Source organism: Empedobacter sp. ULE_I140, from assembly GCF_053482575.1.
The window spans coordinates 3,165,577-3,190,126 of the sequence record NZ_JBQMTX010000001.1 but is presented as its reverse complement, the minus strand read 5'-3'; the positions used below and the strand labels follow the sequence as shown (position 1 = coordinate 3,190,126).

The 24,550-nt window shown below is 32.5% G+C and carries 18 protein-coding genes and 1 pseudogene; 6 read left to right on the top strand and 13 right to left on the bottom strand.

Annotation, left to right across the window (positions count from 1 at the left end):
• Positions 1 to 195: 195 nt before the first annotated feature.
• From ACTS9J_RS15355 to hisG, 12 genes are all read right to left on the bottom strand, one after another.
• Entirely contained in the window at positions 196 to 2,385 is a 2,190-nt protein-coding gene (locus ACTS9J_RS15355) for a PepSY domain-containing protein (protein ID WP_448353432.1), read from the bottom strand.
• A 1-nt stretch (position 2,386) separates the two neighbouring features.
• Positions 2,387 to 2,878, bottom strand: coding sequence for a DUF2271 domain-containing protein (locus tag ACTS9J_RS15350; RefSeq protein WP_125349871.1), 492 nt, complete (start codon positions 2,876 to 2,878; stop codon positions 2,387 to 2,389).
• Positions 2,879 to 2,886: 8 nt separating this feature from the next.
• Complete coding sequence (locus tag ACTS9J_RS15345; RefSeq protein WP_286495326.1) at positions 2,887 to 4,350, bottom strand: ankyrin repeat domain-containing protein; 1,464 nt, start codon at positions 4,348 to 4,350, stop codon at positions 2,887 to 2,889.
• A gap of 178 nt (positions 4,351 to 4,528) precedes the next feature.
• Positions 4,529 to 5,140 carry a bifunctional phosphoribosyl-AMP cyclohydrolase/phosphoribosyl-ATP diphosphatase HisIE gene (gene hisIE, locus ACTS9J_RS15340; protein ID WP_416410279.1) on the bottom strand — a complete coding sequence of 204 codons (612 nt, stop codon included), beginning with the start codon at positions 5,138 to 5,140 and terminating at the stop codon, positions 4,529 to 4,531.
• The gene (gene hisF / locus ACTS9J_RS15335; protein WP_125349874.1) at positions 5,137 to 5,889 is read right to left on the bottom strand and encodes an imidazole glycerol phosphate synthase subunit HisF; all 753 of its coding nucleotides are present in this window, start codon (positions 5,887 to 5,889) and stop codon (positions 5,137 to 5,139) included. The genes hisIE and hisF overlap by 4 nt, the downstream gene beginning before the upstream one ends.
• A 1-nt stretch (position 5,890) precedes the next feature.
• Positions 5,891 to 6,604: a 1-(5-phosphoribosyl)-5-[(5-phosphoribosylamino)methylideneamino]imidazole-4-carboxamide isomerase gene (gene hisA, locus ACTS9J_RS15330; RefSeq protein ID WP_416410280.1), complete on the bottom strand. Its 714-nt coding sequence runs from the start codon at positions 6,602 to 6,604 to the stop codon at positions 5,891 to 5,893.
• Between the two features lie 82 nt (positions 6,605 to 6,686).
• Positions 6,687 to 9,806: a S41 family peptidase gene (locus tag ACTS9J_RS15325; protein WP_416410282.1), complete on the bottom strand. Its 3,120-nt coding sequence runs from the start codon at positions 9,804 to 9,806 to the stop codon at positions 6,687 to 6,689.
• A 19-nt stretch (positions 9,807 to 9,825) separates the two neighbouring features.
• The gene (hisH, locus tag ACTS9J_RS15320) at positions 9,826 to 10,404 is read right to left on the bottom strand and encodes an imidazole glycerol phosphate synthase subunit HisH (RefSeq protein ID WP_286495322.1); all 579 of its coding nucleotides are present in this window, start codon (positions 10,402 to 10,404) and stop codon (positions 9,826 to 9,828) included.
• A 61-nt stretch (positions 10,405 to 10,465) separates the two neighbouring features.
• Complete coding sequence (gene hisB / locus ACTS9J_RS15315; RefSeq protein WP_286495321.1) at positions 10,466 to 11,599, bottom strand: bifunctional histidinol-phosphatase/imidazoleglycerol-phosphate dehydratase HisB; 1,134 nt, start codon at positions 11,597 to 11,599, stop codon at positions 10,466 to 10,468.
• An 84-nt stretch (positions 11,600 to 11,683) separates the two neighbouring features.
• Positions 11,684 to 12,730: a histidinol-phosphate transaminase gene (gene hisC / locus ACTS9J_RS15310; RefSeq protein ID WP_219033862.1), complete on the bottom strand. Its 1,047-nt coding sequence runs from the start codon at positions 12,728 to 12,730 to the stop codon at positions 11,684 to 11,686.
• A gap of 14 nt (positions 12,731 to 12,744) precedes the next feature.
• The gene (gene hisD / locus ACTS9J_RS15305) at positions 12,745 to 14,031 is read right to left on the bottom strand and encodes a histidinol dehydrogenase (RefSeq protein ID WP_219033861.1); all 1,287 of its coding nucleotides are present in this window, start codon (positions 14,029 to 14,031) and stop codon (positions 12,745 to 12,747) included.
• Between the two features lie 71 nt (positions 14,032 to 14,102).
• Positions 14,103 to 14,960, bottom strand: coding sequence for an ATP phosphoribosyltransferase (gene hisG, locus ACTS9J_RS15300; protein ID WP_416410284.1), 858 nt, complete (start codon positions 14,958 to 14,960; stop codon positions 14,103 to 14,105).
• Between the two features lie 406 nt (positions 14,961 to 15,366).
• Between hisG and hflX the strand changes: the two genes are divergently transcribed.
• The gene (gene hflX / locus ACTS9J_RS15295) at positions 15,367 to 16,590 is read left to right on the top strand and encodes a GTPase HflX (RefSeq protein ID WP_221854272.1); all 1,224 of its coding nucleotides are present in this window, start codon (positions 15,367 to 15,369) and stop codon (positions 16,588 to 16,590) included.
• 292 nt (positions 16,591 to 16,882) lie between these two features.
• A pseudogene (locus tag ACTS9J_RS15290) lies at positions 16,883 to 17,589 on the top strand (DNA alkylation repair protein).
• A gap of 58 nt (positions 17,590 to 17,647) precedes the next feature.
• On the opposite strand, the gene ACTS9J_RS15285 reads toward ACTS9J_RS15290, so the two are convergent.
• Positions 17,648 to 18,355: a Crp/Fnr family transcriptional regulator gene (locus ACTS9J_RS15285; RefSeq protein ID WP_125349884.1), complete on the bottom strand. Its 708-nt coding sequence runs from the start codon at positions 18,353 to 18,355 to the stop codon at positions 17,648 to 17,650.
• A gap of 75 nt (positions 18,356 to 18,430) precedes the next feature.
• Here ACTS9J_RS15285 and ACTS9J_RS15280 point away from each other — a divergent pair, with 75 nt between their 5' ends.
• From ACTS9J_RS15280 to ACTS9J_RS15265, 4 genes are all read left to right on the top strand, one after another.
• Positions 18,431 to 20,827 carry a heavy metal translocating P-type ATPase gene (locus ACTS9J_RS15280; RefSeq protein ID WP_416410285.1) on the top strand — a complete coding sequence of 799 codons (2,397 nt, stop codon included), beginning with the start codon at positions 18,431 to 18,433 and terminating at the stop codon, positions 20,825 to 20,827.
• 79 nt (positions 20,828 to 20,906) lie between these two features.
• Positions 20,907 to 21,071: a cbb3-type cytochrome oxidase assembly protein CcoS gene (ccoS, locus tag ACTS9J_RS15275; RefSeq protein WP_019974626.1), complete on the top strand. Its 165-nt coding sequence runs from the start codon at positions 20,907 to 20,909 to the stop codon at positions 21,069 to 21,071.
• Entirely contained in the window at positions 21,071 to 23,338 is a 2,268-nt protein-coding gene (gene ccoO, locus ACTS9J_RS15270) for a cytochrome-c oxidase, cbb3-type subunit II (RefSeq protein ID WP_448353431.1), read from the top strand. The genes ccoS and ccoO overlap by 1 nt, the downstream gene beginning before the upstream one ends.
• A 196-nt stretch (positions 23,339 to 23,534) precedes the next feature.
• Positions 23,535 to 24,482, top strand: coding sequence for a cbb3-type cytochrome c oxidase N-terminal domain-containing protein (locus tag ACTS9J_RS15265; RefSeq protein WP_114997968.1), 948 nt, complete (start codon positions 23,535 to 23,537; stop codon positions 24,480 to 24,482).
• The last annotated feature ends 68 nt before the right edge of the window (positions 24,483 to 24,550 follow it).

Genomic DNA, 24,550 nt, shown 5'->3' with positions numbered 1-24,550 from the left:
TTGAGAAATTTCGTTCAATTTTTCACTATTTATTTATAATTTCAGATTATTTTCATCAAAGTTCTCGATTCGATTTTCTTATTCTATCGAAATGAAAATCATTCGAACTGACGAAAATAATGTAATCCGTCACTTCGAGTGTTTGAAAATTTATTGAAATTTTCAAATGTATCGAGAAATTAGACGGAATAAATTTTAATAACAATCCGTCAAAAATTGTCCATTTGTTTTGAATTCTTCGAATGATTTCTTCAAATGTTGTTGACAGATTTGTTCCAAGACTTTTTCCACATCATGTTGCATTGTGAGAGCGCCACAAATCATAAAAATTCCACCATTTTGAAATGTTTCAGCAAAGAATTTAGCATCACGATTGACTAAATCCATCACATATTGTTTATTTTCTTCACGAGAAAATGCAATGTGAAATTGACTCAAATGATTGGTAGAAATTTGTTTCGTAGCAAATTCTTGATAAGATTTTGTTGTTTCATTATCATGTCTGAAACCACAGTATAAATGCGTTTCAATATTTTTTGAATTCTCATCAATCATCCCAAGAAAAGGCGCAATTCCTGTTCCGTTTGCAATCATCACAACTTTTGAAGCTTTTGGAAATCTAAAGGCTTTATTTTTTACAATTCGAGCTTTAATCGTAGAATTTTGAACTAAATTATATAAATATTGAGAACCTAATCCAAACTCATGCAATTTAACAATTAACTGTAATTTATTATCAACTTTTCCAACTGAATATAAGCGTTCTTTGTGATCACTTTCGGGGTAAATTGCTAATAAATCTCCAGATTTGAATTTTTCTTTTACATCTAAAATAACTTTAAATGTTGCATCTTCTTGTGTGATTTTAGTGGTAGAAATAACCTTAACATTTTTCAGTTTTGGTGCTTTTCCAACATACATCGCAGGCGTTGTTGCTAACGGAATATCTGTCGTTTCCTTGTATGCAATGACCCAATTTGTGAATTCTTCTGGCGATTTATCATTTACAGTTTTCAAATCCAATAATTGAGTAGCCCATTTTTGGTCATTCAACCATTTGTCAACTTTAACTGCATAGCCACAATAATCTGAATAGGCTCTTGATCCAAATCCTACAACAGAAAATTCGATGGATTGGTTTTGTGGAAATTGTGTGATTAATTGTTCAAATTTCTTAGCATTCGCAGGCGCATCACCAATTCCATAAGTTGAGGTAAAAATGATGAGTTGTTTTGCTTTTGGATAAATTCCATATTGATTCATCTGAGCGATAAATGATTTTTTTCCGTTTGCTATAAATTGCTCTTGAATTTTTGAAGCAAATCCAACAGTTGCACCATTTTCTGAACCAACTAAAAGGATAATTTCAGCTTCGTTGGCTTTATATTTATTTTTGCCAATTTTCGTTTTTGTACGTTTGAACGTAATTACAAATCCTGACCAAATAAAGAATAAAATGTTAAGCGAAGCAATTCCTAAAATCGCAGCCCAAATAACATTAGTGCGACCTGTATGTAAATCGATATTGAATTTTTCTACAATTGCTGAATAAGGATTCAACGATTCTGAAATAATCGCTCCATTTACTTGATTCACCGAAACCGATTTTTTTCTTAAATGAACGATAAATGGTTCTGCTTCATCATCTGGAATAAAAGGAAATTCAATCTTTTCAACACTACTTAATTTCGTGTTTTTGAAGAATTCAATGTCTTTTAAATCTTTTGGTTGTAAATTTTCTTTAGCTTGATGCTCAATTTCTTTTGGTTGACCAACTAAAGGTTCTAATCGCGCTAAGAAAATCAATGTTCCTGTTAATGCAATGATTAAAACGGGAATTAATAACCAACGTCCAGTTACAACATGAAAATATTGTGAAAAGGAGTCTTTGTTAACTTTGGTAAAGAAATTTAGAATTCCTTGTTGACGTTTTACGATTAAGATTAATCCACTTATTGAAATTAACATTAATAAAAAAGATACGACACCAACAATTGCTCGTCCTGTTTCTTTTAGAAATAATGAACGGTGCAAGGCTGTGACCCAATTGATGAAATCACTTTTTGGAACAATCTCACCAATCTTTTTTCCTGTTGTAGGATCAATGTAAGATTTGATCGAATTTCCATCTTCGTCCATCGCATCAATTGTCACAAAATCATTGTGATCAACTTTTACTTCTATTATTTCAAAATAATGCTCGCGCAAAGTTGGTAAAACTTGCGCGAGTGTTATGTTATCGAAATTTTCTACTTTGTATGCGGGCGATTTTTCGTTTATTGCATCAACAGCCAAAATTACTCCTGTGATAGATAGAATAACTAAAAATGCTGAAGATAAAATTGCAAGACTCAAATGCGCATATCTCCAAATAGATAATGTCATTTTATTGAACTTTTATAAAACGTACGGCTTTAATATAAACTGAACCTTTGATACCTGCTTTGTTGTCTAAATCCGAAGAATTTAATGCAACTTCAGCATCTTTTGCGACGTATTTTTGAGTTTCTACAGCAGATTCAAAACGTAATTTGTATCCTTTATTCAATTTTGCAGTATCAAACTCGATGACACGTGTCGCTCTCGCTCCTCCAGCAACTGAAGCACCTGTGATTCCGTTTAATTTTTCTTTCTTTTTACTATTGAATTTGTGCCATTCTTTTAACGTGTTATACCACTCGTTATCTGTTCCCAAAACACCTAAAGTTTTTTCGTATTGTCCTTTTGGATTGATTAATGAAATCACTACATAGGCTTCTTTTCCCGTGTAATTATTCATCTGAATCATTGTTTTGTATTTTGTTGTTTGTGCAAAAGTGGCAGTTGCCATTAAGATTACAACTAATCCAACTAATTTTTTGATTAAGTTAAATTTCATCTCCTTCATTATTTTAAAAAGTCAATAGACACATTATTTTTCTTTAAGAATTCGTTTTCTCCAGCCAAATCATAAGCTGTTTCGTCAAATTCTGTTTTAATATCTTTTTTCGCTCCAGCAGCAACCAAAGTTTTTAAGGTTGCATCATCTTTTGCAATCAAAGCTGCTTTGTGTAAAGCTGTATTTCCGTCTTCATCTTGTGTATTAAGATTCACACCTAATTCAATCGCTTTTTTCACCAAATTTACATTTCCTTTATCAACAGCAATGTGTAACAAAGTTGCACCTTTACTTTGAGTAGCTTTAAAATCAACTTTTGCATTTGTTAATAAAGCTTGTTTTTCTGCGAATGATTCATCATTTGGTTTGAAAGAATTGAACCAATAATAAGCCAAATTATTTCCATCTTTATCTACAATATCAGCTTTAGCGCCTTTTTCTAACAATAAAGAAACGATTTGAGATGTTCCAGAAGCAACAGCTTTTGTTAAAGCTGACTCACCATTTTTATTAACCGCATTTACATTGTTTGCTTTTGATAAAAATGTATTGATTAAATCTGTATTTTTTCCTCCAGCAGCAACCATTAATGCAGTGTTTCCTTCTTTATCAGCAATTTTAGCATCAACACCTTTTGATAAGATAAAGTTGATTGTTTCTGAGTTTCCTTTGCGAGATAAAGCGTGTAATAATGTTTGTCCGTCTGGATTTAACGCTTTCGGATTTAATTTATATTTTGTAATTAATTCTTGGAAAACTTCTACGCCATTTTCTTTTGTTCTCGAACCTTGTGTGGCAAAAAATAAAGCTTGATCAGTAGGTTTAATTCCTTTCGCGATTAATTTATCTATGATTGATAAGTTTCCTAATTTTGCAGCATAATCTGCTACAGTACGTCCATTAGCGTCTTTATCACTTAATGATAAACCTTTTGAAATAAAATATTCTGTAACTTTTAAATCATCATCATTCGCAATCGCTTGCATGATTAAGTTTGAACCATCTTCTCCTTTAACTTTTGGATTGGCACCAGCTTTAATCAACGCATCGTAAACTGCGATATTCTGATTTCCAGCACTTGCTGCATATGTAATCACATCGTAACCATGGCTATCTTTGTAATGAACATCAGAACCTTTGGCTAATAAATAATTTACTAATTCTAAATTCCCCGCAGCAGCAGCCCATTGAAGATAAATTCTTGAGTGATGCGTTTTTTTATCAACAGAATTTCCTTCTTGTTCAATTAAAAATTTAGTCACATTAAAATCTGCTTTGTTATTAATCGCTATCACAACAGGATCAAAGAAGCCTCCATTTTGAAAAGAAGGACTATTTCCTTTCGAAATTTCAGTTTTTACAGTTTCTATTGTTGGATTATTTTTCCAAAAACCAGCGTCCATCAACGTGTTCGTCTGAGCTTGAATAAATGAAGCGACAAGGATAGCAGCAGAAATGAATAATTTTTTCATATGAATAGAATATATTGTAATAATTATTTAGACTAATTTTAATTTGATTTCAAAAGTATTATTTTTATTTATATTAATTCTAATTAAATCAAATAAATTTGGCTAATTCTGCTAAACATCAGTTTTTTGAAAACAAAAAAGATTGCTAATCTGCAATCTTTTATATTTCTAAACTACTTTATTCAGCTCGTCTTGGACCATTTTCTCTCGATTTCAAAATGTTTTCAACATCTTCCAATTTGAAACCTTTGGCTTTCAATAAAATTAAATAGTGATACAACAAATCCGCCGCTTCATTAATAAATAAATCATCGTTGTTGTCTTTGGATTCAATCACCAATTCAACTGCTTCTTCACCTACTTTTTGTGCAACTTTATTGATTCCTCTTTTGAATAATTTATTGGTATACGAATCTGGATCATTGTCTAAATCAATTCTATCGTTAATGGTTTGTTCCAATTCATATACAAATCCATGATTTGTTTCTTCTTTAAAACAAGTCGTAGAACCCGTATGACAAGTTGGTCCAAAAGGTTTTGCTTTGATTAAAACTGTATCGTTGTCGCAATCAACTGCGATAGATTTTACTTCCAAAAAGTTGCCTGATTCTTCACCTTTTGTCCATAATCTATTTTTTGAACGAGAATAAAAGGTCACTTTTCCAATTTCTTGGGTTTTGTTAAAAGCTTCTTCGTTCATATAACCTAACATCAAAACCTTGTTGTTAAGATAATTTTGAATAATAACGGGAACTAATCCGTCGTTACTTTTATTGAAATCGATGTTCATCGTATCGGAATATTTTGTTCTTTTAAATAACTTTTAAGTGTTGGAATTGGAATTTCACCAAAGTGAAAAATACTTGCAGCCAATCCACCACTTGCTTTGGTTTGGGTAAAAATTTCTGTAAAATGCTCCATTTTTCCTGCTCCACCAGAAGCAATTACTGGAAGATTTACAGCATCAGCAACCGCTTTTGTAATATCAATTTTGAAACCAGCTTTTGTTCCATCGCCATCCATAGACGTTAACAGAATCTCGCCAGCGCCTAATTCTTCTACTTTTTTGACCCAATCTAACGTTTCCCATTCGGTTTCAATTTTTCCACCGCTTACGAAAACTTTTTGTGTTCCATTTACATCGCGAGTATCTACTGCAACGACTACACATTGCGATCCAAATCGAGCTGCTAAATCTGCAATTAATTGAGGATTTTTGACAGCCGAAGAATTAACGGAAACTTTATCTGCACCAGCTTTGATGACCGCCGAAGCATCTTCCACAGAATTAATTCCGCCACCAACTGTAAACGGAATATTAATAGCTGAAGCAATTTTTTCAACCATTTCAGCTAAGGTTTTACGTTTTTCTAAAGTCGCTGTGATATCCAAAAAGACTAATTCATCAGCACCTTCTTCTACATATTTTTTTGCTAATTCCACTGGATCTCCCGCATCGCGTAAGCCCACGAAATTAACACCTTTTACCGTTCGTCCATCTTTGATGTCGAGACATGGTATGATTCTTTTCTTCAGCATATTAGTATAATTGTTTTAAGTCTTTCAATTGAATTCTCCCTTCGTAAATCGCTTTTCCAAGAATTACTCCTTCGCAGCCTAATTCTTTTATTTTGATTAGATCATCGATTGAAGAAACGCCACCAGAAGCAATTAATTTGACCTCCGAAGTAGCTAAAATTTCTGCATATAATTCGTTTGAAGCTCCTTCTAACATTCCGTCTTTCGCGATGTCTGTACAAATCACATAATCAATACCTTTGGTTTTATATTCTTGAATAAAATCTATCACATCTAATTCTGACGTTTCTAACCAACCATGTGTTGCTATTTTTCGATCTTTAGCATCTGCACCTAAAATGATTTTATCGCTTCCATACTGTGAAATCCATTCTTGAAATAATGTTGGATTTTGAACCGCAATACTTCCTCCAGTAATTTGGTTTGCGCCACATTCAAAAGCAATTCTAATATCATCATTAGCCTTAATTCCACCTCCAAAATCCACTTTTAAATTGGTTTTAGAAGCAATAAATTCTAACGTTTTATAATTAATGATTTGTTTTGATTTAGCTCCATCTAAATCTACTAAGTGCAAATATTCGATACCATAATCCTCGAACTCTTTTGCTACTTCCAAAGGGTTTTCGTTGTATATTTTTTTTGTATCGTAATTGCCTTGTGACAATCGAACGCATTTTCCGTCGATAATATCTATAGCTGGTATGATTCTCATAATTGTTATGTTAAATTTACGATTTTGGAATTACGAATTACGATTAAGAAAGAATCGTAATTCGTAAATTAACCTTCGTAAATTATTTTAATTCTTTCATGACCTCTTGGATTGCACGTTCCAATTGTGGATCTTTATTTTCTAATCGATCTAAGAACGTATTTTTAATATAAATGTCAGGTTTAACTCCAGTTTTTTCTAAATTTTGTCCGTCCAAAGTATAAGTTCCCCAACTTGGTAAACGATAAAATGAGCCATCAACTAATCCTTTTCCAGAAGTAAAAATGATCCAACGATAGGTTTCTTGACCAATGATTTTTCCTAATTTCAAGGCTTTGAATCCTGCAGCTGTCATTTCTGCATCGCTCAATGAGTATTCGTTAATTAATAAAACAATTGGTTTTCCTGAAGGTGCAAAATTCGGTTGAACAGTTATTTGTCCTTCACGATATTTCCATTTCAAATAAGGTCTTTGCGATAAAAAGTTCAAAACTTTATCATGTACATTTCCACCTGTATTGAAACGCAAATCTAAAATGACACCATCTTTTCTATTCTCTTGCTCTACCATGTCCAATAAAAACACATCCAATTCAGAAGTAGACATATTTTTCATGTACGAATAAGCAATTCTATCGTTGCTTAATTTTTTTACACGCTGACGATTTTCATAAATCCATTCATCATATAAAAGTGATTTCAATTCGTTATTTGAAATTGGATGAATCTTCGTAGAAATTGTTTTTCCTTTTCGGTCAAATTCAAGAGTTAATTCTTCTAATTTTTTAGGCGTTGTAAAATAAGTTTCACGATTTTGGTTTGGATCGATTTTTTGTCCATTCACACTTACTAAAATATCACCTTCTTGAACATCAACATTTTTAAGGAAAGCAGGAGATTTTCGTAAGATTTTTTCAACTGCAAAAGGTTGATCTTTTTTGAAAATAATTCCTGTTTCGTTGGTGAAATAATTCAATCTTCTACTTTCTTCTTTTCCGAAAGATGAAAAACCTAAATGCGAAGAATTTAATTCACCTAGCATATCATTTAGCAAAATTCTTAAATCATTTCGATTGTTTACATAAGGTAAAAACGTTGCGTATTGTTCTTTTTTTGCTTTCCAATCAATTCCGTGAAAATTCTCATCATAGAAATTTTCTTCTACTCCAGCCCAAGCTTCTTCGTACATTTGATTGAATTCTGAAGCCAAGTTTTTATTGAAATTATATTTAATACTAACTTTTTCAGGATTTGTAGAATTAATACCAAATTTGTAAACAGAATTATCGATTAAAGCGTAAAGATTTTTCTCATTTTTCAAGATAAAATCAGCGCCTTTGTTGAATATTTTGTCTGTTTTATCTTCTTCAAAATCAGCGGTCGTTTTTCTGTATAACTGAAATTTACCATTTTCTTGGTTAGTATTATAGAATAAAAATTGCTTTTTATCATCCGCAAAAACAAAAGGATTTGTCTGATATCCAAAACGGTCTGTTACCAATTCAATTCTTTCTAAGAATCCTTCTGGATTAATAGTTAATGCTTTAAAATCGTTCTTTTCTTCTTTTTTCTCTTTCTTCTCAACCTTTTTTTCTTCTACAAATAAATTATCAAATTTTTCTGATTTATAAGCTTGATCAAACCAATCTAAAGAAGCACGATAAATACTCGATTCTTGCATTCCCAAAGGATAGGAAGGATTTTTTCTGTCGCTTGAAAAATAAATGTATTTTCCGTCTGGTGACCAAGTAGGGTCAGCTTCTGAAACACCAGTATTTGTTAAATTAACCGTTGTATTTTTCTTGATGTTGTGAATAAAAATATCTAACTCGAAATTACGTTTTGCAGAGAATAACACATATTCATCATTTGGAGAAAAAGATGGTTTCGAATTTTGGAAAGCCCAAATTTCATCTTTAACAATTGTTGATGATTTAAGTGATTTCAAATCTAATAATCTTACTTCATCGCGTCCGCTTAAATAAACAGCTTGTGATAAATCGTTGTTGAATGTAATGTCTCGATTATTTCTTAAATCAGAAGTTAATTGTTCAACTTTTCCTTTTCCGTCAGCCGAAATTTTAAACCAATTTTGGTAACCTTTATACGTTTGGTTGAAGATTAAATTTTTGTTGTCTTTTAACCATTTTACTTCTAAAACACGCTCTTTTCCATCAGAAATTTGATTGACAAACTTTCCTTCATTATCCGAAACAAAAATAATTCCTCTGCTTACAAAGGCCATTTTCTTTCCATCAGGAGAAATGTCAAAATAATCGATGTTATTATCAACTTCAAAATTTTGCTCTTTTTCTAAAGATTTATTCGAATTAACATTAATTGTAAGAGGTTTCGACGTTTTAGTTTTTACATCGTAAACAAATAATTGATAATCTTTTTCGAAAACAACTTTTGAACCATCAGCTGAAACAAAAGGTTTTTTAATCGAAGTTTCAAATTTTGTTAACGCTTCTTTTTTACCATTTGCTAATTGATATAAGTTGTATTCGCCATTATTTTCGTCCGAAATAAAATAAATAATTCCGTTTTTATCAACCGTAGGATTAAAATCTTTTCCGTTATAATCGGTATATTGTTTATAACTTTTTGTGGTTGGATTATATCCTAATAAATCTGGATTATTTTCGCCTTTGTATCTTTTTCGTGTAACTTGACTTGCACTTTCAGACGAGTTAGTGAAAATATATTCGCCTTGAGGAGTTTCTACTAAACCATTTGTTGTATTAAAATAATTTGTAAAAAGCGCTTCTGGTGTTTTTCCATCTAAATCAATTTTAAAACTTCCAAATCCATTATTTTGATTTGATGTAAAATAGATCGATTTACTGTCCCAACTCCAACTCTCGACTTCATCTTTGGCTTGATGAAAAGTCAATTGCTTAATTTGTCCACCATTTATAGGCATTATATAAATATCGTAATTTCCATATTGATTAGAGCTGAATGCCAGCCATTTTCCGTCTGGTGAAACACGAGGATTGATTTCTTCTCCTTCTAAAGCTGTTATTCTTGCAGCATTCCCGCCATTTATATCGGTTGACCAGATGTCGCCATCGTAACTAAAATAAACCGTTTTAGCATCAGGACTTAAAGAAGGAGTAGAAGTGAAGTACACTTTTTCTTGAGCAGAAACCTGCGAAATTGCAAAAGCACTAAGTATAGTAAAAACTATTTTTTTCATGTGTGTGAATTTATAATTACTATAAACTTAGAAAGTTTTTTAGTATTTGTTCTCCTATTCTTGCAGATTTCTCTGGGTGAAATTGAGTTGCGTAAAAATTATCTTTATGTAAAGCTGCTGAATATTCTAAAATATAGTCTGTTTTCGCGATCGTATATTCTGAATTTTCGCAATAAAAACTATGTACATAATAAAAGTCGGAGTTCTCTTCTACTTCGTTAAACAAAGGTGTTTTTAAGTCATAAATCGTATTCCAGCCCATGTGAGGAACGATTTCGGTTGATGGAAATAACTTGACTTGAATAGGGAAAATTCCTAAACAATCGGTATTTCCTTCTTCCGAATAAGCGCACATTAATTGTTGTCCCAAGCAAATGCCTAAGGTTGGTTGTTTTAAGTTTTTAATGACTTTATCTAATCCTTTTACTTTTAAATAAGTCATTGCGGAACTTGCTTCTCCAACTCCTGGAAAAATTACTTTGTCAGCATTTTGCAAAGTTTCAAAATCGTCTGTAATTATAGCTTCGAACCCCAAACGAGTTACTGCATTATATACCGATTTTACATTTCCTGCATTGTATTTTACTATTGCTACCATATTCTTTGATTTACGACTTTTGATTTACGATTGATATTAATCTTAAATCTTCATTCGTCAATTATAAAAGTCCTTTTGTTGAGGGTAAAATCATTTTTTCAGGATCGCGTTTTACAGCTACTTTAATGGTTTTTGCAAACGCTTTGAAAATAGCTTCGATTTTGTGGTGCTCGTTTGTTCCTTCCGCTTTGATATTTAAGTTTGCTTTTGCTCCGTCTGTAAATGATTTGAAAAAGTGATAAAACATCTCAGTTGGCATTTGACCAATCATTTCGCGTTTAAAATCAGCTTCCCAAACTAACCAGTTTCTTCCGCCAAAATCAATTGCTGCTTGTGCTAAGCAATCGTCCATCGGTAAAGTAAATCCGTAACGTTCGATACCTAATTTATTTCCTAATGCTTGCGCAAAAACTTCACCTAAAGCAATTGCTGTATCTTCAATCGTGTGGTGTTCGTCCACTTCTAGATCTCCATCCACTTTTATCACTAAATCCATTTGTCCATGACGAGCGATTTGATCTAACATATGATCGAAAAAGTGAATTCCTGTCGAAATATCCGATTTTCCTGTTCCGTCAAGATTTAAATCAATTTTAATCTTTGTTTCATTCGTATTACGAACAATTGAAGCAGTGCGATTTTGAAGTTTTAAGAACTCGTAAATCTCTTTCCATGAAGTTGTTTTTAAAGCAATCGCATCATTTAATCCTTTGTTATCATTGATTTCGTCTGCGCCTAAAGCTTCATCATTCGCGATAAAAATTCCTTTTCCACCAAGATTTTGAGCTAATTTAACATCCGTTATTCGATCACCGATTACAAACGAATTTGTTAAATCATATTCAGGGTTATTGATATACTCTGTTAATAAAGCCGTTCCAGGTTTACGCGTTGGCGCATTTTCATGAGCAAAAGTTTTATCAATGTAAATATCCTCGAATTTCACGCCTTCATTTTCGAATGCTTTCACTACGAAATTTTGTATTGGCCAAAATAATTCCTCAGGATTAGAAGGCGTTCCTAAACCATCTTGGTTGGTCACCATAACTAATTCGTAGTCCAATTCTTTTGCAATTTTACCTAAATAAGTAAAGGCTTCTGGATAGAATTCTAATTTGGAAAAGCTGTCAACTTGGTAGTCAGCTGGCTCTAAAATCATTGTTCCATCACGATCTATGAATAGTATTTTTTTCATTTTAGTTGTTTTTGATGTCATTCCGATGTTAGGAGGAATCTCAGAGATTTCTCATTTCACTGTCGTTTCATTCGAAATGACAAATTATATTATTTTAAGTGTTTGTATTAATTTCTGATTTTCAACTTCCGTTCCAACTGTAATACGTAAACAATTTTCGCATAAATCGTCGTTGTTTCTGTTACGAATTACAATTCCTTTTTCGACCAATTGATTGTAACGTTCGTTTGCATTATCAACTTTAATCAAAATGAAATTCGAATCGCTTGGATAGATTTTTTCTACAAATGAGATATCAGTTAAAGCATTTTCTAGAACTTCTTTTTGTTGAATAATCGTATTTGTAATAGCTATCACTTTATCGTAATCGCTTAAAATTTCAATCGCTTTTAATTGTGTTAATTGATTGATGTTATAAGGTGGTTTTATTTTATTTAAAACATCCACAATTTCTTGTGAAGCATACAAAATTCCTAAACGAATTCCTGCTAAACCAACCGCTTTCGACAAAGTTTGGGTAACAATTACGTTTGGATAATTTTTGATTTCTTCTATCCAAGACTGTTCTGTGGCGAAATCGATATAAGCTTCGTCGATAATTATTAAGCCATTGAAACGATTCACAATTTCTAAAATAGTTTCTCTTTTGATGATTTCTCCTGTTGGATTATTAGGAGAGCATAAAAAAATCATTTTTGTATTTTCATCTACTTTTGAGAAAATATCTTCGATGTTTGGTTGAAAATCTTCTTTGTTTAATAACGATTTTCGGTATTCAATAGCATTTAAATTCGCTAAAACACCATACATTCCATAGGAAGGTGAAATCGCAATAACATTATCTTGATTCGGTTCGCAAAATGCTCGGAAAATTAAATCTAACACTTCGTCACTTCCATTTCCTAATAGAATCTGATTTGCAGGAAAGTTTTTGATTTCACTTAAAATCGATTTTACATTACGTTGTAAAGGATCAGGATAACGATTCAATCCATTATTGAAAGGATTTTCGTTCGCATCCAAGAAAACGAAATCGTTATTTATTTCTTGAAATTCGTCACGAGCTGATGAATAAGCTTTCAGCGTTTTTACGTTAGGACGAATGATGTTATTTATGTTGAATGAATTCATGTACGATTTTTGATTTACGATTTTAGATCATTTAGTCTTAAGGTTACTGCATTTTTGTGCGCAAATAACTCTTCGGCTTCAGCCATTAATTCGATTGCTGGACCAATGTTTTGAATTCCTTCTGCTGATAATTTCTGAAACGTGATTTTCTTGATAAAACTATCAAACGAAACTCCTGAATAATTTTTTGCATAACCATTAGTTGGCAAAGTGTGATTGGTTCCTGAAGCATAATCACCAGCCGATTCACACGAATAATTTCCTAAGAAAACTGAACCTACATTAATAATTTTATCGATATAATTTTCAGCCATTTCGCAAGCGAAAATTAAATGTTCAGGTGCATAAATATTTGAAAAAGTTACACATTCTTCGATAGAATTTAAAACAATTCCTTTTGAATTTTCTAACGCTTTAGTCGCTAATTCTTTTCTTGGCAGAACTTCTAATTGAGCATTGATTTCTTCAATCGTTTCATTTAATATTTGTTCGTTTGTTGTTAATAAAATCACTTGTGAATCGATTCCGTGTTCGGCTTGTGATAATAAATCGGCAGCCACATATTTAGGAACCGAAGTTTCATCTGCAATCACTAAAACTTCGCTTGGACCAGCAGGCATGTCGATGGCTACACCAAAGTTTTGAGCAACTTGTTTTGCTGCAGTTACATATTGGTTTCCTGGACCGAAAATTTTATCCACTTTTTGAATCGTTTCTGTTCCAAAAGTTAACGTTCCAATCGCTTGAATTCCGCCAACTTTGTAGATTTTTTCAATTCCGATTAAGTTCGCAGTATATAAAATTGCAGGGTGAATTTTTCCTTCTTTATTTGGAGGTGTACATAAAATAATATTTTGGCAACCAGCTAATTTAGCAGGAATTCCTAACATTAAAGTTGTAGAAAATAACGGAGCTGTTCCACCTGGAATATAAATTCCAACATTTTCGATACCGCGAGATTCTCTCCAACAATTTACTCCTTTTGTGGTTTCAATAACTTTTACTTCTTCACGTTGTTCAGTGTGAAACTTCTCAATATTAGAAGCTGCTAATTGAATTGCTCCTTTTAATTCTTCAGAAATTAAAGTTTTTGCTTCTTCAATTTCTTGAGTAGAAACTTCTAAAGAAGTTAGCTTAACTTGATCAAATTTTTCTGTAAAATCAATTAAAGCTTGATCTTTCTCGGTTTGAATTTTTCCAAAAATATCTAAAACTATTTCTTGTAAATCTTGTGCTTCTTTCGTTGGTCGAGCTGTTAACGTAGACCAATCTGAAAGTTGAGGTTTGATATATGTTTGCATTTTGTTACGAATTACGATTTTAGAATTACGAATTACGATTCAATCGTAAATTGTAAATCGTCAATCAAAAATTATAAAATCATTTTTTCAATTTCTAGTACTAAAATTCCTTCCGCACCCAAAGCTTTCAATTGCTCGATGATGTCCCAAAAAGTATCTTCTTTAATTACAGTGTGGATTGATGACCAACCTTTTTCGGCAAGTGGTAAAACTGTTGGAGATTTCATTCCGGGTAACAAAGCAATGATTTCTTCTAACTTTTCGTTGGGCGCGTTTAATAAAATATATTTGTTCTCAGAAGATTGTTTTACCGCTTCAGTTCTAAATAAAAGACGATCTACAATTGCTTGTTTTTCATTGTCGAGATTTTTGTTAGAAATTAAAACTGCTTGTGATTCAACCACTGTTTCCACTTGTTTCAAACCATTTGTTAATAATGTTGAACCTGTAGAAACGATGTCAAAAATAGCATTTGCCAAACCGATACTTGGAGCAATTTCTACGCTTCCACCAATTTCTTCAATCTTAACGTTGATACCTTTTTCTTGGAAAAATTTTTGTAAAATACGTGGATAAGAAGTGGCAATTTTTTTGTCTTGAAAATAACTTAAATCTGTATAAGCTTCATCTTTCGGAATAGCTAAACAAAGTTTACAACCTGCGAATCCTAATTGACGAATTTGAGTGACATTTTTATCTTTTTCCCAAACTTCATTTTCTCCTAAAATACCGATGTCAGCAACGCCTTGTTCTACATATTGTGAAATATCGTCGTCTCGTAAGAATAAAACTTCGATAGGGAAATTTGGAGATTCGGTTCTTAATTTTCGATTACTTGTAGAAATTTTAATTCCGCAATCTTTCAATAATTCGAGTGATTTTTCACTTAATCGACCACTTTTCTGAATGGCTATTTTTAATTTACTCATTTTTAATGTTTTATATTTTTTAAGTTTGAGTAAATCGATGATTAAATCTTGAAGTAACAAAAAATCCCGTTCGATTTACTCAAACGGGATTTAGATATTGTGATAAAATCATTACATACCACTATCTGCTCGCTTGAGTGCAAGTATGATGGTGATGATGATGTAATTTATTTTTGTACATTTTTACTTTTTTGTCGGAACAAATGTAGAAAGGAAATTTTAATTGACAATAGATTTTTTGAAAATTAGTAAATAAACTTGTTATTAATTATGAAAACCTTATTTTTTTCTATTTTTATCCAAAAGAACTCAAATATTTATTGAGTTTTATTGATTTGATTAATTCTCAATATTTTATAGAAAGTTCGGTTACATCCAAAACTTTCTTTTATTTTTGCAGTAATATATGTTAGAAAAACAAGAAGCACAATACGAAAAAGTAGTTTTAGTTGGATTGATTACACGTGAACAATCCGAAGAAAAACTGACGGAATATATGGACGAATTGGAGTTCTTAGCTTATACAGCTGGAGCGACAGTTGGAGAACGTTTTACACAAAGAATGGACAAACCTGATTCTAAATTCTTTGTAGGAAGCGGGAAATTAGATGAAATCACGGCTTTTGTCGAAGAATATGATATTGATACAGTTATTTTTGATGATGAATTAACGCCTTCTCAGTTGAAAAATATTGAGAAAGTTGTCAACAAAAAAATCATCGACCGTACACAATTGATTTTAGATATTTTTGCTCAACGAGCGCAAACTTCATATGCACGTACGCAGGTAGAATTGGCTCAATACCAATATTTATTACCACGATTAACACGAATGTGGACACACTTAGAGCGTCAACGTGGAGGAATTGGTATGCGTGGTCCTGGTGAAACGGAAATTGAAACGGATAGACGTATTATTCGTGATCGAATTACGTTATTGAAAGAGAAATTGAAAGGAATCGATAAGCAAATGGCGACTCAACGTAAAAATCGAGGAGCATTGGTACGCGTTGCGTTGGTTGGGTACACAAATGTTGGGAAATCAACGTTGATGAATGTCTTATCGAAGTCCGAAGTTTTTGCCGAAAATAAATTATTTGCAACATTAGATACAACGGTTCGAAAAGTGGTAATTGGTAATTTACCTTTCTTATTAACGGATACGGTTGGGTTTATTCGCAAGTTGCCAACACAATTGGTAGAATCGTTTAAATCTACATTAGATGAGGTTCGTGAAGCGGATTTGTTGGTCCATGTTGTGGATATTTCGCATGCGAGTTTTGAGGATCATGTGAATTCTGTGAATCAAATTTTAGCTGAAATAGAGTCGAAAGAAAAACCAACGATTATGGTTTTCAATAAAATTGATAATTTTTCTTATATTAAACAAGATGAAGATGATTTGTCTGAAAAGAAATTTGAAAATTATTCGTTAGAAGATTGGAAACGTACGTGGATGGCGAAAACAGATTATCCGACTTTGTTTATTTCGGCAACGGAAAAAGATAATTTAGAAGATTTGCGAAAAACGGTTTATGAAGAAGTGAAAGAAATTCACATGAAACGTTTTCCTTATAATAATTTCCTTTTTCAATATTACGATGAGGAAGAAAATGATTCGGAAGAATAATAGTTTTAATTTTTAGATTTTTTAAGATTAAAAATTAGAATTAATATAACCATAAATAATAATCCAATTTGAATATAAAGACCCATTGAATTTTCACGAAAATTATTTACAACTTTATAAGACCATTGATTATTATAATCAGGAAGAATAATAATATTAGAGGCTTGTGTTTGAAATTCATAAATGTAAGTTTGTATTAAAGTTAGGAAATTTATATTTAATATTTTAAAATAAATAAGAGTTCAGTTTTTGGACTCTTTTTTTGTTAACATCAACATCTAATTGATAAAATATGATAGAGCAATTAAAATCAACTTTACAAGATTTAGCGGACGATGATAAAGCGAAGATTATGATGCGTTTTTTCAAAACTGGAAAAGGAGAATATGGCGAAGGAGATATTTTTCTCGGGATTTCTGTTCCGAATCAGCGTTTGATTGCGAAATAATTTTATCAACAAGTTTCGTTAAATGACATCGAAAATCTATTGAATTTTAATATTCACGAATACAGATTAACTGCTTTGTTGATGTTGGTTTCGAAGTACGAAAAATCAAAAGATGAAAAAGTGAGAAAAGATATCATCGATTTTTATCTTGCTCAAACTTCTCAAATCAACAATTGGATTTGGTTGACATAAGTTGTTATAAAATTTTGGGCCATTATTGTTTTCATCAAAAGCGAGAAGAATTACTTTTTGAATTGGCGGATTCAGAAGATTTGTGGGAAAAACGAATCGCAATTGTATCAACGATATATTTTATCAAACAAAAATCATTTTCAATTGTTCCAGAAATTATGTTGAAAAATCTTCATCATTCGCACGATTTAATGCACAAAGCAAATGGTTGGATGTTGCGTGAAATGGGAAAAATGGACGAAGAAAAGTTGATTGAGTTTTTGGACGAATATACGTTGCAAATGCCAAGAACAACGTTGAGATATGCGCTCGAAAAAATTGATCCAATTCTCAAAAATTATTATATGAAATTGAAATAATTTGCATAAAAAAAGTCGCTCTGTGAGCGACTTTTGATTTTATATCAAGAATAAATTCTTACAAAATAACATGACCTAATTTTGTCAATTTTTGATGATCTAAAACTTTGATTTTTCGTCCTTCAACTTCGATTAATTCATCAGTTTTGAATTCAGAAATCAAACGAATTGCAGATTCTGTTGCTGTTCCAATCAAATTAGCCATTTCTTCGCGTGTCAACGAAATGTTGATAAATCCGTCTTTGTCTGTTCCTAATTTTCCTTCTAATAAAATTAAAACTTCAGCCAAACGTTCGCGAACTGTTTTTTGTGCTAAATAAGTGATTGTTCTGGCGTATTCTCCCAAATCTTTTGCAATTCTTTGTAAAATATTGAAAGCTAATTTTGGATTAACTTCTAATAATTTTAAGAAGAATTTTTCTGGAATATAATATATTTCAACTGGCGTCATTGCAGTTGCAGATGCACCAAAAACTTCTTGACTTAAAATTGAGCGATAACCGATAATGTCACCTTCGTTGATAAAACGTAGAATTTGCTCTTTTCCATTAAAGCCAATTTTGAACAACTTAGCAGTTCCTTTCATTACGCAATATATACCTTTTGGTGTGTGACCTTCCTGTATAATTTCGTCTCCTTTTTTTAGGTTGATGATTTTCTTTTCTTGCTCAAACTCCAATAATTCTTCCTTACTAAAAACCCCGAAAGACTCTGGGTTATCAAACATCGCTTTAATCGATACTACATTCTCATTAAACTCTGACATATCTTGTTGTTATGACTTAATTCATACAAAGTTAACGTTAATTCTGATAAAAGGAAAGTAATTTTGTAAAATAGTATGGAAGAGAATTGTTTTCACTGTGGTCAACGAATTGAAGAAGAGGTTATTCAGTTCGATGAAAAGGATTTTTGTTGTCAGGGTTGTAAAACGGTTTACGAGATTTTAAACGTAAATAATCTAAAAGATTATTACGACCTTAATCGTAATGCAGGTTTGCGTCCTGATGAAAAAAGTAATCATCAATTTGATTTCTTAAACACAAAAGAAATCTTTGATAAAGTTGTCGATTTTTCAGATGACGGCGTTACAGTTGTGTCCTTTTATGTACCTGTAATGCACTGTACTTCGTGTGTTTGGTTGTTAGAAAGTTTGGATACGATTAACCCAAATATTATATCTTCTAATGTCAATTTTACACAAAAAACTGTTCAGATTACGTATCGTGATGCGGATTTGAAATTAGGTGATTTGGCAAGATTTATTACAAATTTAGGCTACAAACCTTCGATTAATCTAAAAACATTAGACAAAAAGAAAAAAAGCAAAGTCGATCGTTCTTTGGTGAGCAAATTGGTAATAGCAGGATTCTGTTTTGGGAATATTATGCTTTTATCTTTTCCAGAATATGTCGAAGTTTTTGGTAATGTAAAAGAACAATGGTTAGATCAAAACAAAGGATATTTCCGTTGGACAATGTTCGCGTTATCGTTGCCTGTTTTCTTTTATTCATCTACCGATTATTTTGTTTCGGCTTGGCAAGGTCTGAAAAATAAATATATCAATATCGATGTGCCAATTGCGTTAGGAATTATTGTGATTATGTTTAAATCGACTTATGATATCATTTTTGATATTTCGCCAGGTTACTTTGATACATTAGCGATGCTTTTATTTTTGATGTTGACAGGTAAATGGTTTCAGCAACAAACAATGCAAGCGTTGGCATTTGATCGAGATTACAAATCGTTTTATCCAATTGCAGTTGCGAAATTAGAAAATGGTTATGAACAACCAATTTTGTTGGCTGATTTGAAAAAAGGTGATCGAATTTTAATTAGAAATGAAGAAATTATTCCAGCCGATGCCATTTTGATGAAAGGTGAAGCGATGATTGATAACTCGTTTGTAACGGGAGAATCTCGCTTGATTCAGAAAAAAGCTGGAGATAAAATATTTGCGGGTGGAAAACAATCTGGTCATGCAATTGAGCTGGAAATTATTTCGGATGTTAATCAAAGTTATTTAACCCAATTATGGAACAATGATGCTTTCCAGAAAGAAGAATCTGAGTTGAATGCTTTGACGAATAAAATCAGTCATTATTTCACATTAATCATCCTTATTATTACAGCAATTTCTGCTGTTTATTGGTATTTCCACGATTCTTCAAAAATATTAGAAGTTGTTACATCAATCTTAATTATCGCTTGTCCTTGTGCGTTAGGTTTATCGTCTCCGTTTATTTTGGGACACATGATGCGTATTTTCGGGAATAAGAAATTCTATGTAAAAAATACATCAACAGTCGAAAGAATGGAGAAAATTACAGATGTAGTTTTTGATAAAACGGGTACAATTACGGAAAGTGATGAAGCGCAAGTGCAATACGAGGGGAAAGAACTTTCTGAGTATCAAAAGCAATTGGTGAAAGCATTGATTAGAAACTCTAATCACCCTTTAAGCCGTACATTATATAAGAAGTTGACGGTTGATGATCATTTGCCAATTTCTAATTACGAAGAAATTGTAGGAAAAGGTCAGCAAGCTGATGTAGATGGACATCAAGTAAAAGTTGGTTCGAGAAGTTTCACGAATGCAATTTTTAATGAAAATAGATTAAATCAATCTCAAGTTTTTATAGCAATTGATGGAGAAGTTTTTGGTAAATTTGTGTATACCAATCGATATCGAAAAGGTTTAGATCGTTTATTGAAAGAGTTGGGTACATATCAGTTACACGTTTTGTCTGGGGATAATGATTCTGAAAAAGAATATTTAGAAACTATTTTTCCAGCCAATGCAAAATTGATTTTTAATCAATCGCCAACTGATAAGTTAGAATATATCAAACAATTGGAACAAGAAGGGAAGAAGGTGATGATGCTTGGAGATGGATTGAATGACGCTGGAGCTTTGAAACAAAGTACAGTAGGGATTTCTATTTCTGAGGATATTAACAGTTTTTCGCCTTCGTGTGATGGAATTTTGGATGCAAAAAGTTTTTCGGCAATTCCAAATTTCTTGAAGTTATCGAAGACCACGATGAAATTTATAAAAATTGCTTTTTTCATCAGTTTCTTGTATAATATTGTTGGACTTAGTTTTGCTGTTTCTGGTTATTTACAGCCAGTTGTAGCGGCTATATTGATGCCAATAAGTTCTATTTCAGTGTTAATTTTTGCAACGGCAAGTACCCGAATTGCAGATAAATTAACAAAATGGAATTTAGATTGATTTTAAATTAGAGTTATACATACTGCTCTGACCAAAATCATTGTGATAAGAACTTAGGGCTTTGTAATTTTGTGGAGCTATGGGGATATTATTATTAATGATATTAGTTAGTGTCTCTTTGGGGGCAATTTTCCTTCTTTTATTCTTTTTAGGGTATAAGAAAGGACAATTTGATGAGGATGAATCCCCAGCAGTGAGAATGTTAAAAGATGATAAAAAAACACAAGATAAAATCGACTCATAATGCAAATGCAGACTTTTAGTTACGACAATAAGATCGTAAAGTATTTCCTTTATGCCACATTGTTTTGGGCAGTTATGGCATTTTTCTTTGGAGTATTGGTTGCAACTTTGTTGTTTTTTCCAACGTTACCAGAATACATCTTCGGATCGGATGATGGTACAATCGGAGGGAACATCCAAGGCTTAATCAATTCGCAAGGAAAACTTGGTTTTGGTAGATTAAGAATGATTCACACAACATTTGCGGTATTCGCCTTTGTTGGAAACTCGTTCTTTACTGGAGCTTATTATTCAATGCAAAGGTTGTTGAAAACCAGAATGTACAGCGATGTTTTAAGCTGGATCGTTTTCTGGGGATGGCAATTATTTATTGTATTATCATTTGTAACATTTATCTTAGGATACAACACTTCTAAAGAGTATGCTGAGCATGAATGGCCAATTGATATTTTAATCGCGTTAGTTTGGGTATTGTTTGGAGCACAAATGTTCTTAACGATTGCTAAGCGTCGTGTACGTCACTTGTACGTTGCAATTTGGTTCTATATCGGAACTTGGGCAGCAATTACAATGTTACACGTGTTTAACAATTTAGAAATCCCTGTAACATTTAGCTTAACGGCTCCGAAATCATATTCATTGTATTCTGGAGTTCAAGATGCGTTAGTACAATGGTGGTACGGACACAATGCGGTAGCATTCTTCTTAACGACACCTATCTTAGGATTAATGTATTACTTTGTACCAAAAGCAGCTAATAGACCTGTATTCTCATACAAATTATCTATTATCCACTTTTGGTCATTAATCTTTATTTATATTTGGGCTGGTCCTCACCACTTGCTTTATACAGCATTACCAGGTTGGGCACAAGCTTTAGGAACAGGTTTCTCTATCATGTTAATCGCTCCATCTTGGGGAGGTATGTTAAATGGTTTATTAACATTACGTGGTGCATGGGATAAAGTACGAGAAAATCCTATTTTGAAATTCTTCGTAGTTGCCTTAACTTGTTATGGTATGGCTACTTTCGAAGGTCCAATGTTAGCAACAAAAACATTAAATAAAATTGGTCACTTTACAGACTGGGTTCCTGCTCACGTACACGTAGGTACTTTAGGATGGAATGGATTTATCGCTTTTGGTATGATCTATTACTTAGCCCCAAAATTATTCAACACAAAATTAGCATCTGTAAAGATGGCTAACGCTCACTTCTGGATTGGTACTTTCGGTATCTTATTCTGGGTAATTCCTATGTATGTTGCAGGATGGACACAAGGTTTAATGTGGAAACAATTCGCAGCAGACGGAACATTAGAATATGGTAACTTCTTACAAACAGTTACAATTCTTAAACAATGGTTATATCCATTACGTGCATTCGGTGGAACATTATACTTAATAGGAGCAATCTTAATGATTATCAATGTTTGGAGAACTGTAAAATCTGGACACTTTGTTGCAAATGAAGAAGCAGAGGCACCAGCATTAGCACCAAAAGCTTCTACACGTGCACAAGGAGAAGGTGTTCACTCTTGGATTGAGAGAACTCCATTGGTAATGACAATTGGAGCAGTATTAACTTTAGCAGTTGGTGGTTTAGTAGAGATTGTTCCTACAATCGTAGTAAAATCAAACGTACCTACAATCGCAAGTATCAAACCTTATACTCCGTTAGAATTAGAAGGACGTGATTTATATATTCGTGAAGGATGTAATGCTTGTCATACGCAAATGGTTCGTCCATTCCGTGACGAAGTAAAACGTTATGGTGAATACTCTAAAGCAGGAGAATTTGTTTACGATCACCCATTCTTATGGGGGTCTAAAAGAACTGGTCCAGACTTACACCGCGAAGGAGGTAAAAACCCAGATGCTTGGCATTACAAACACATGTGGAATCCACGTTCTACATCAGATGGTTCTATCATGCCTCGTTACCCTTGGTTAATTGATAATAAATTAGACCGTGAGTTGACGCGTGATAAAATGAAATCAATGGTTGCATTAGGTGTTCCTTATCAACAAGAAGATTTTGACAGTATGCAAGTTTCTATGAACAAACAAGCTTTAGCAATTGAGCAAACTATCTTTAAAGATGCATCTGACTTGAAAGAGTTATATGCGAAAAAAGAAGCAGAAGCTAAACAACAAGGTAAAGAGTTTGTTCCGTTAAGAGATCGTGAGATTACAGCGTTAATCGCATATTTACAACGTTTAGGAACAGATATAAAAGCTGAACAAGTAGAGACAGCAAGTAACTAATGTTAAAATATTATAAAGAATTCCTTTCTCAGTATGAGTATGCATCTTTGTTGCAGACATTAATCCTAATAGGATTTATAGCAGTCTTTGTGACGATTTTTGTTAAGGTTATGAAAAAACCAAAAGAGTATTACAAAGACAACGAGTCAGCAGCTTTAGATTTAGAACCAGAAGAGAACGAAAAAAATAATACAAAATGAGACAACGTACCCCGGCTTATATATTTATCCCATTAACGCTATTAGCAGTAATCTTAGCGTTTACAATGGTGACGCCAGTAGATGTGGTGCCAGAACCAGGTTTTCAAGGAATGATTCACAATTTATTGGAGCACTTGAAACATGTGTTTGCGCAAGGAATTTTCTGGGCAGTATTAGCAGTTGCAATCGTGATGCTTTTAATCATCAATGCTTTAAACAAAGTTGTTGAAGCAGAGAAATTTAAAAGATTATCTGAAGAAGAACAAGCTAAATATTTAGAAGATGGTAAAATAGGTTACTTCAAAAGATTGTTCAGTAGTGCTGGTAAAAAACAATCAGACGAAGAAGAAGAATCTATTATCTTAGATCACGGTTTTGACGGAATCAAAGAGTTAGACAATGCTTTACCACAATGGTGGTTATCATTATTCTACTTTGGTGTAGTATTTATGGTAGTTTACGTAATGGCATATAGCTTCACAGACTTTGCTCACATGGACAAAGAATACGAAGAAGAAATGGTTTACAAAGATGCGCAAGATAGTATTTGGGCAGTTGCAAATGATATTGATATCACAGGAGCTGTAAACAAATCTAACGATCCTGCAATCGTAGAACAAGGTAAAAAAATCTTTGAGCAAAATTGTACACAATGTCACATGGAAGGTGGTAAAGGAGGTATTGGACCAAACTTAACGGATGATTACTGGGTGAATCATGTAGAAGATAGTTTATTCAAAAATATTTATCACATTGTTTACAATGGATCTCCTCACAATCCTCAAATGCGTGCATTTGGACAACGTAAAGAGTTATCTGGATTAGCAATTGAGAAAGTAGCTTCTTACGTATATTACATCAACCAAAAAGAACCTACGAAAACAGTTGCAGAAGGTGCAGCTGCTCCTCAAGGTGACTTAATGGAAGCATGGAAACAAAAGTAATTGATTGAATAATTACAACAAATATCATATTGAAAGAGAGCTTATTTATAAGCTCTCTTTTCTTTTTT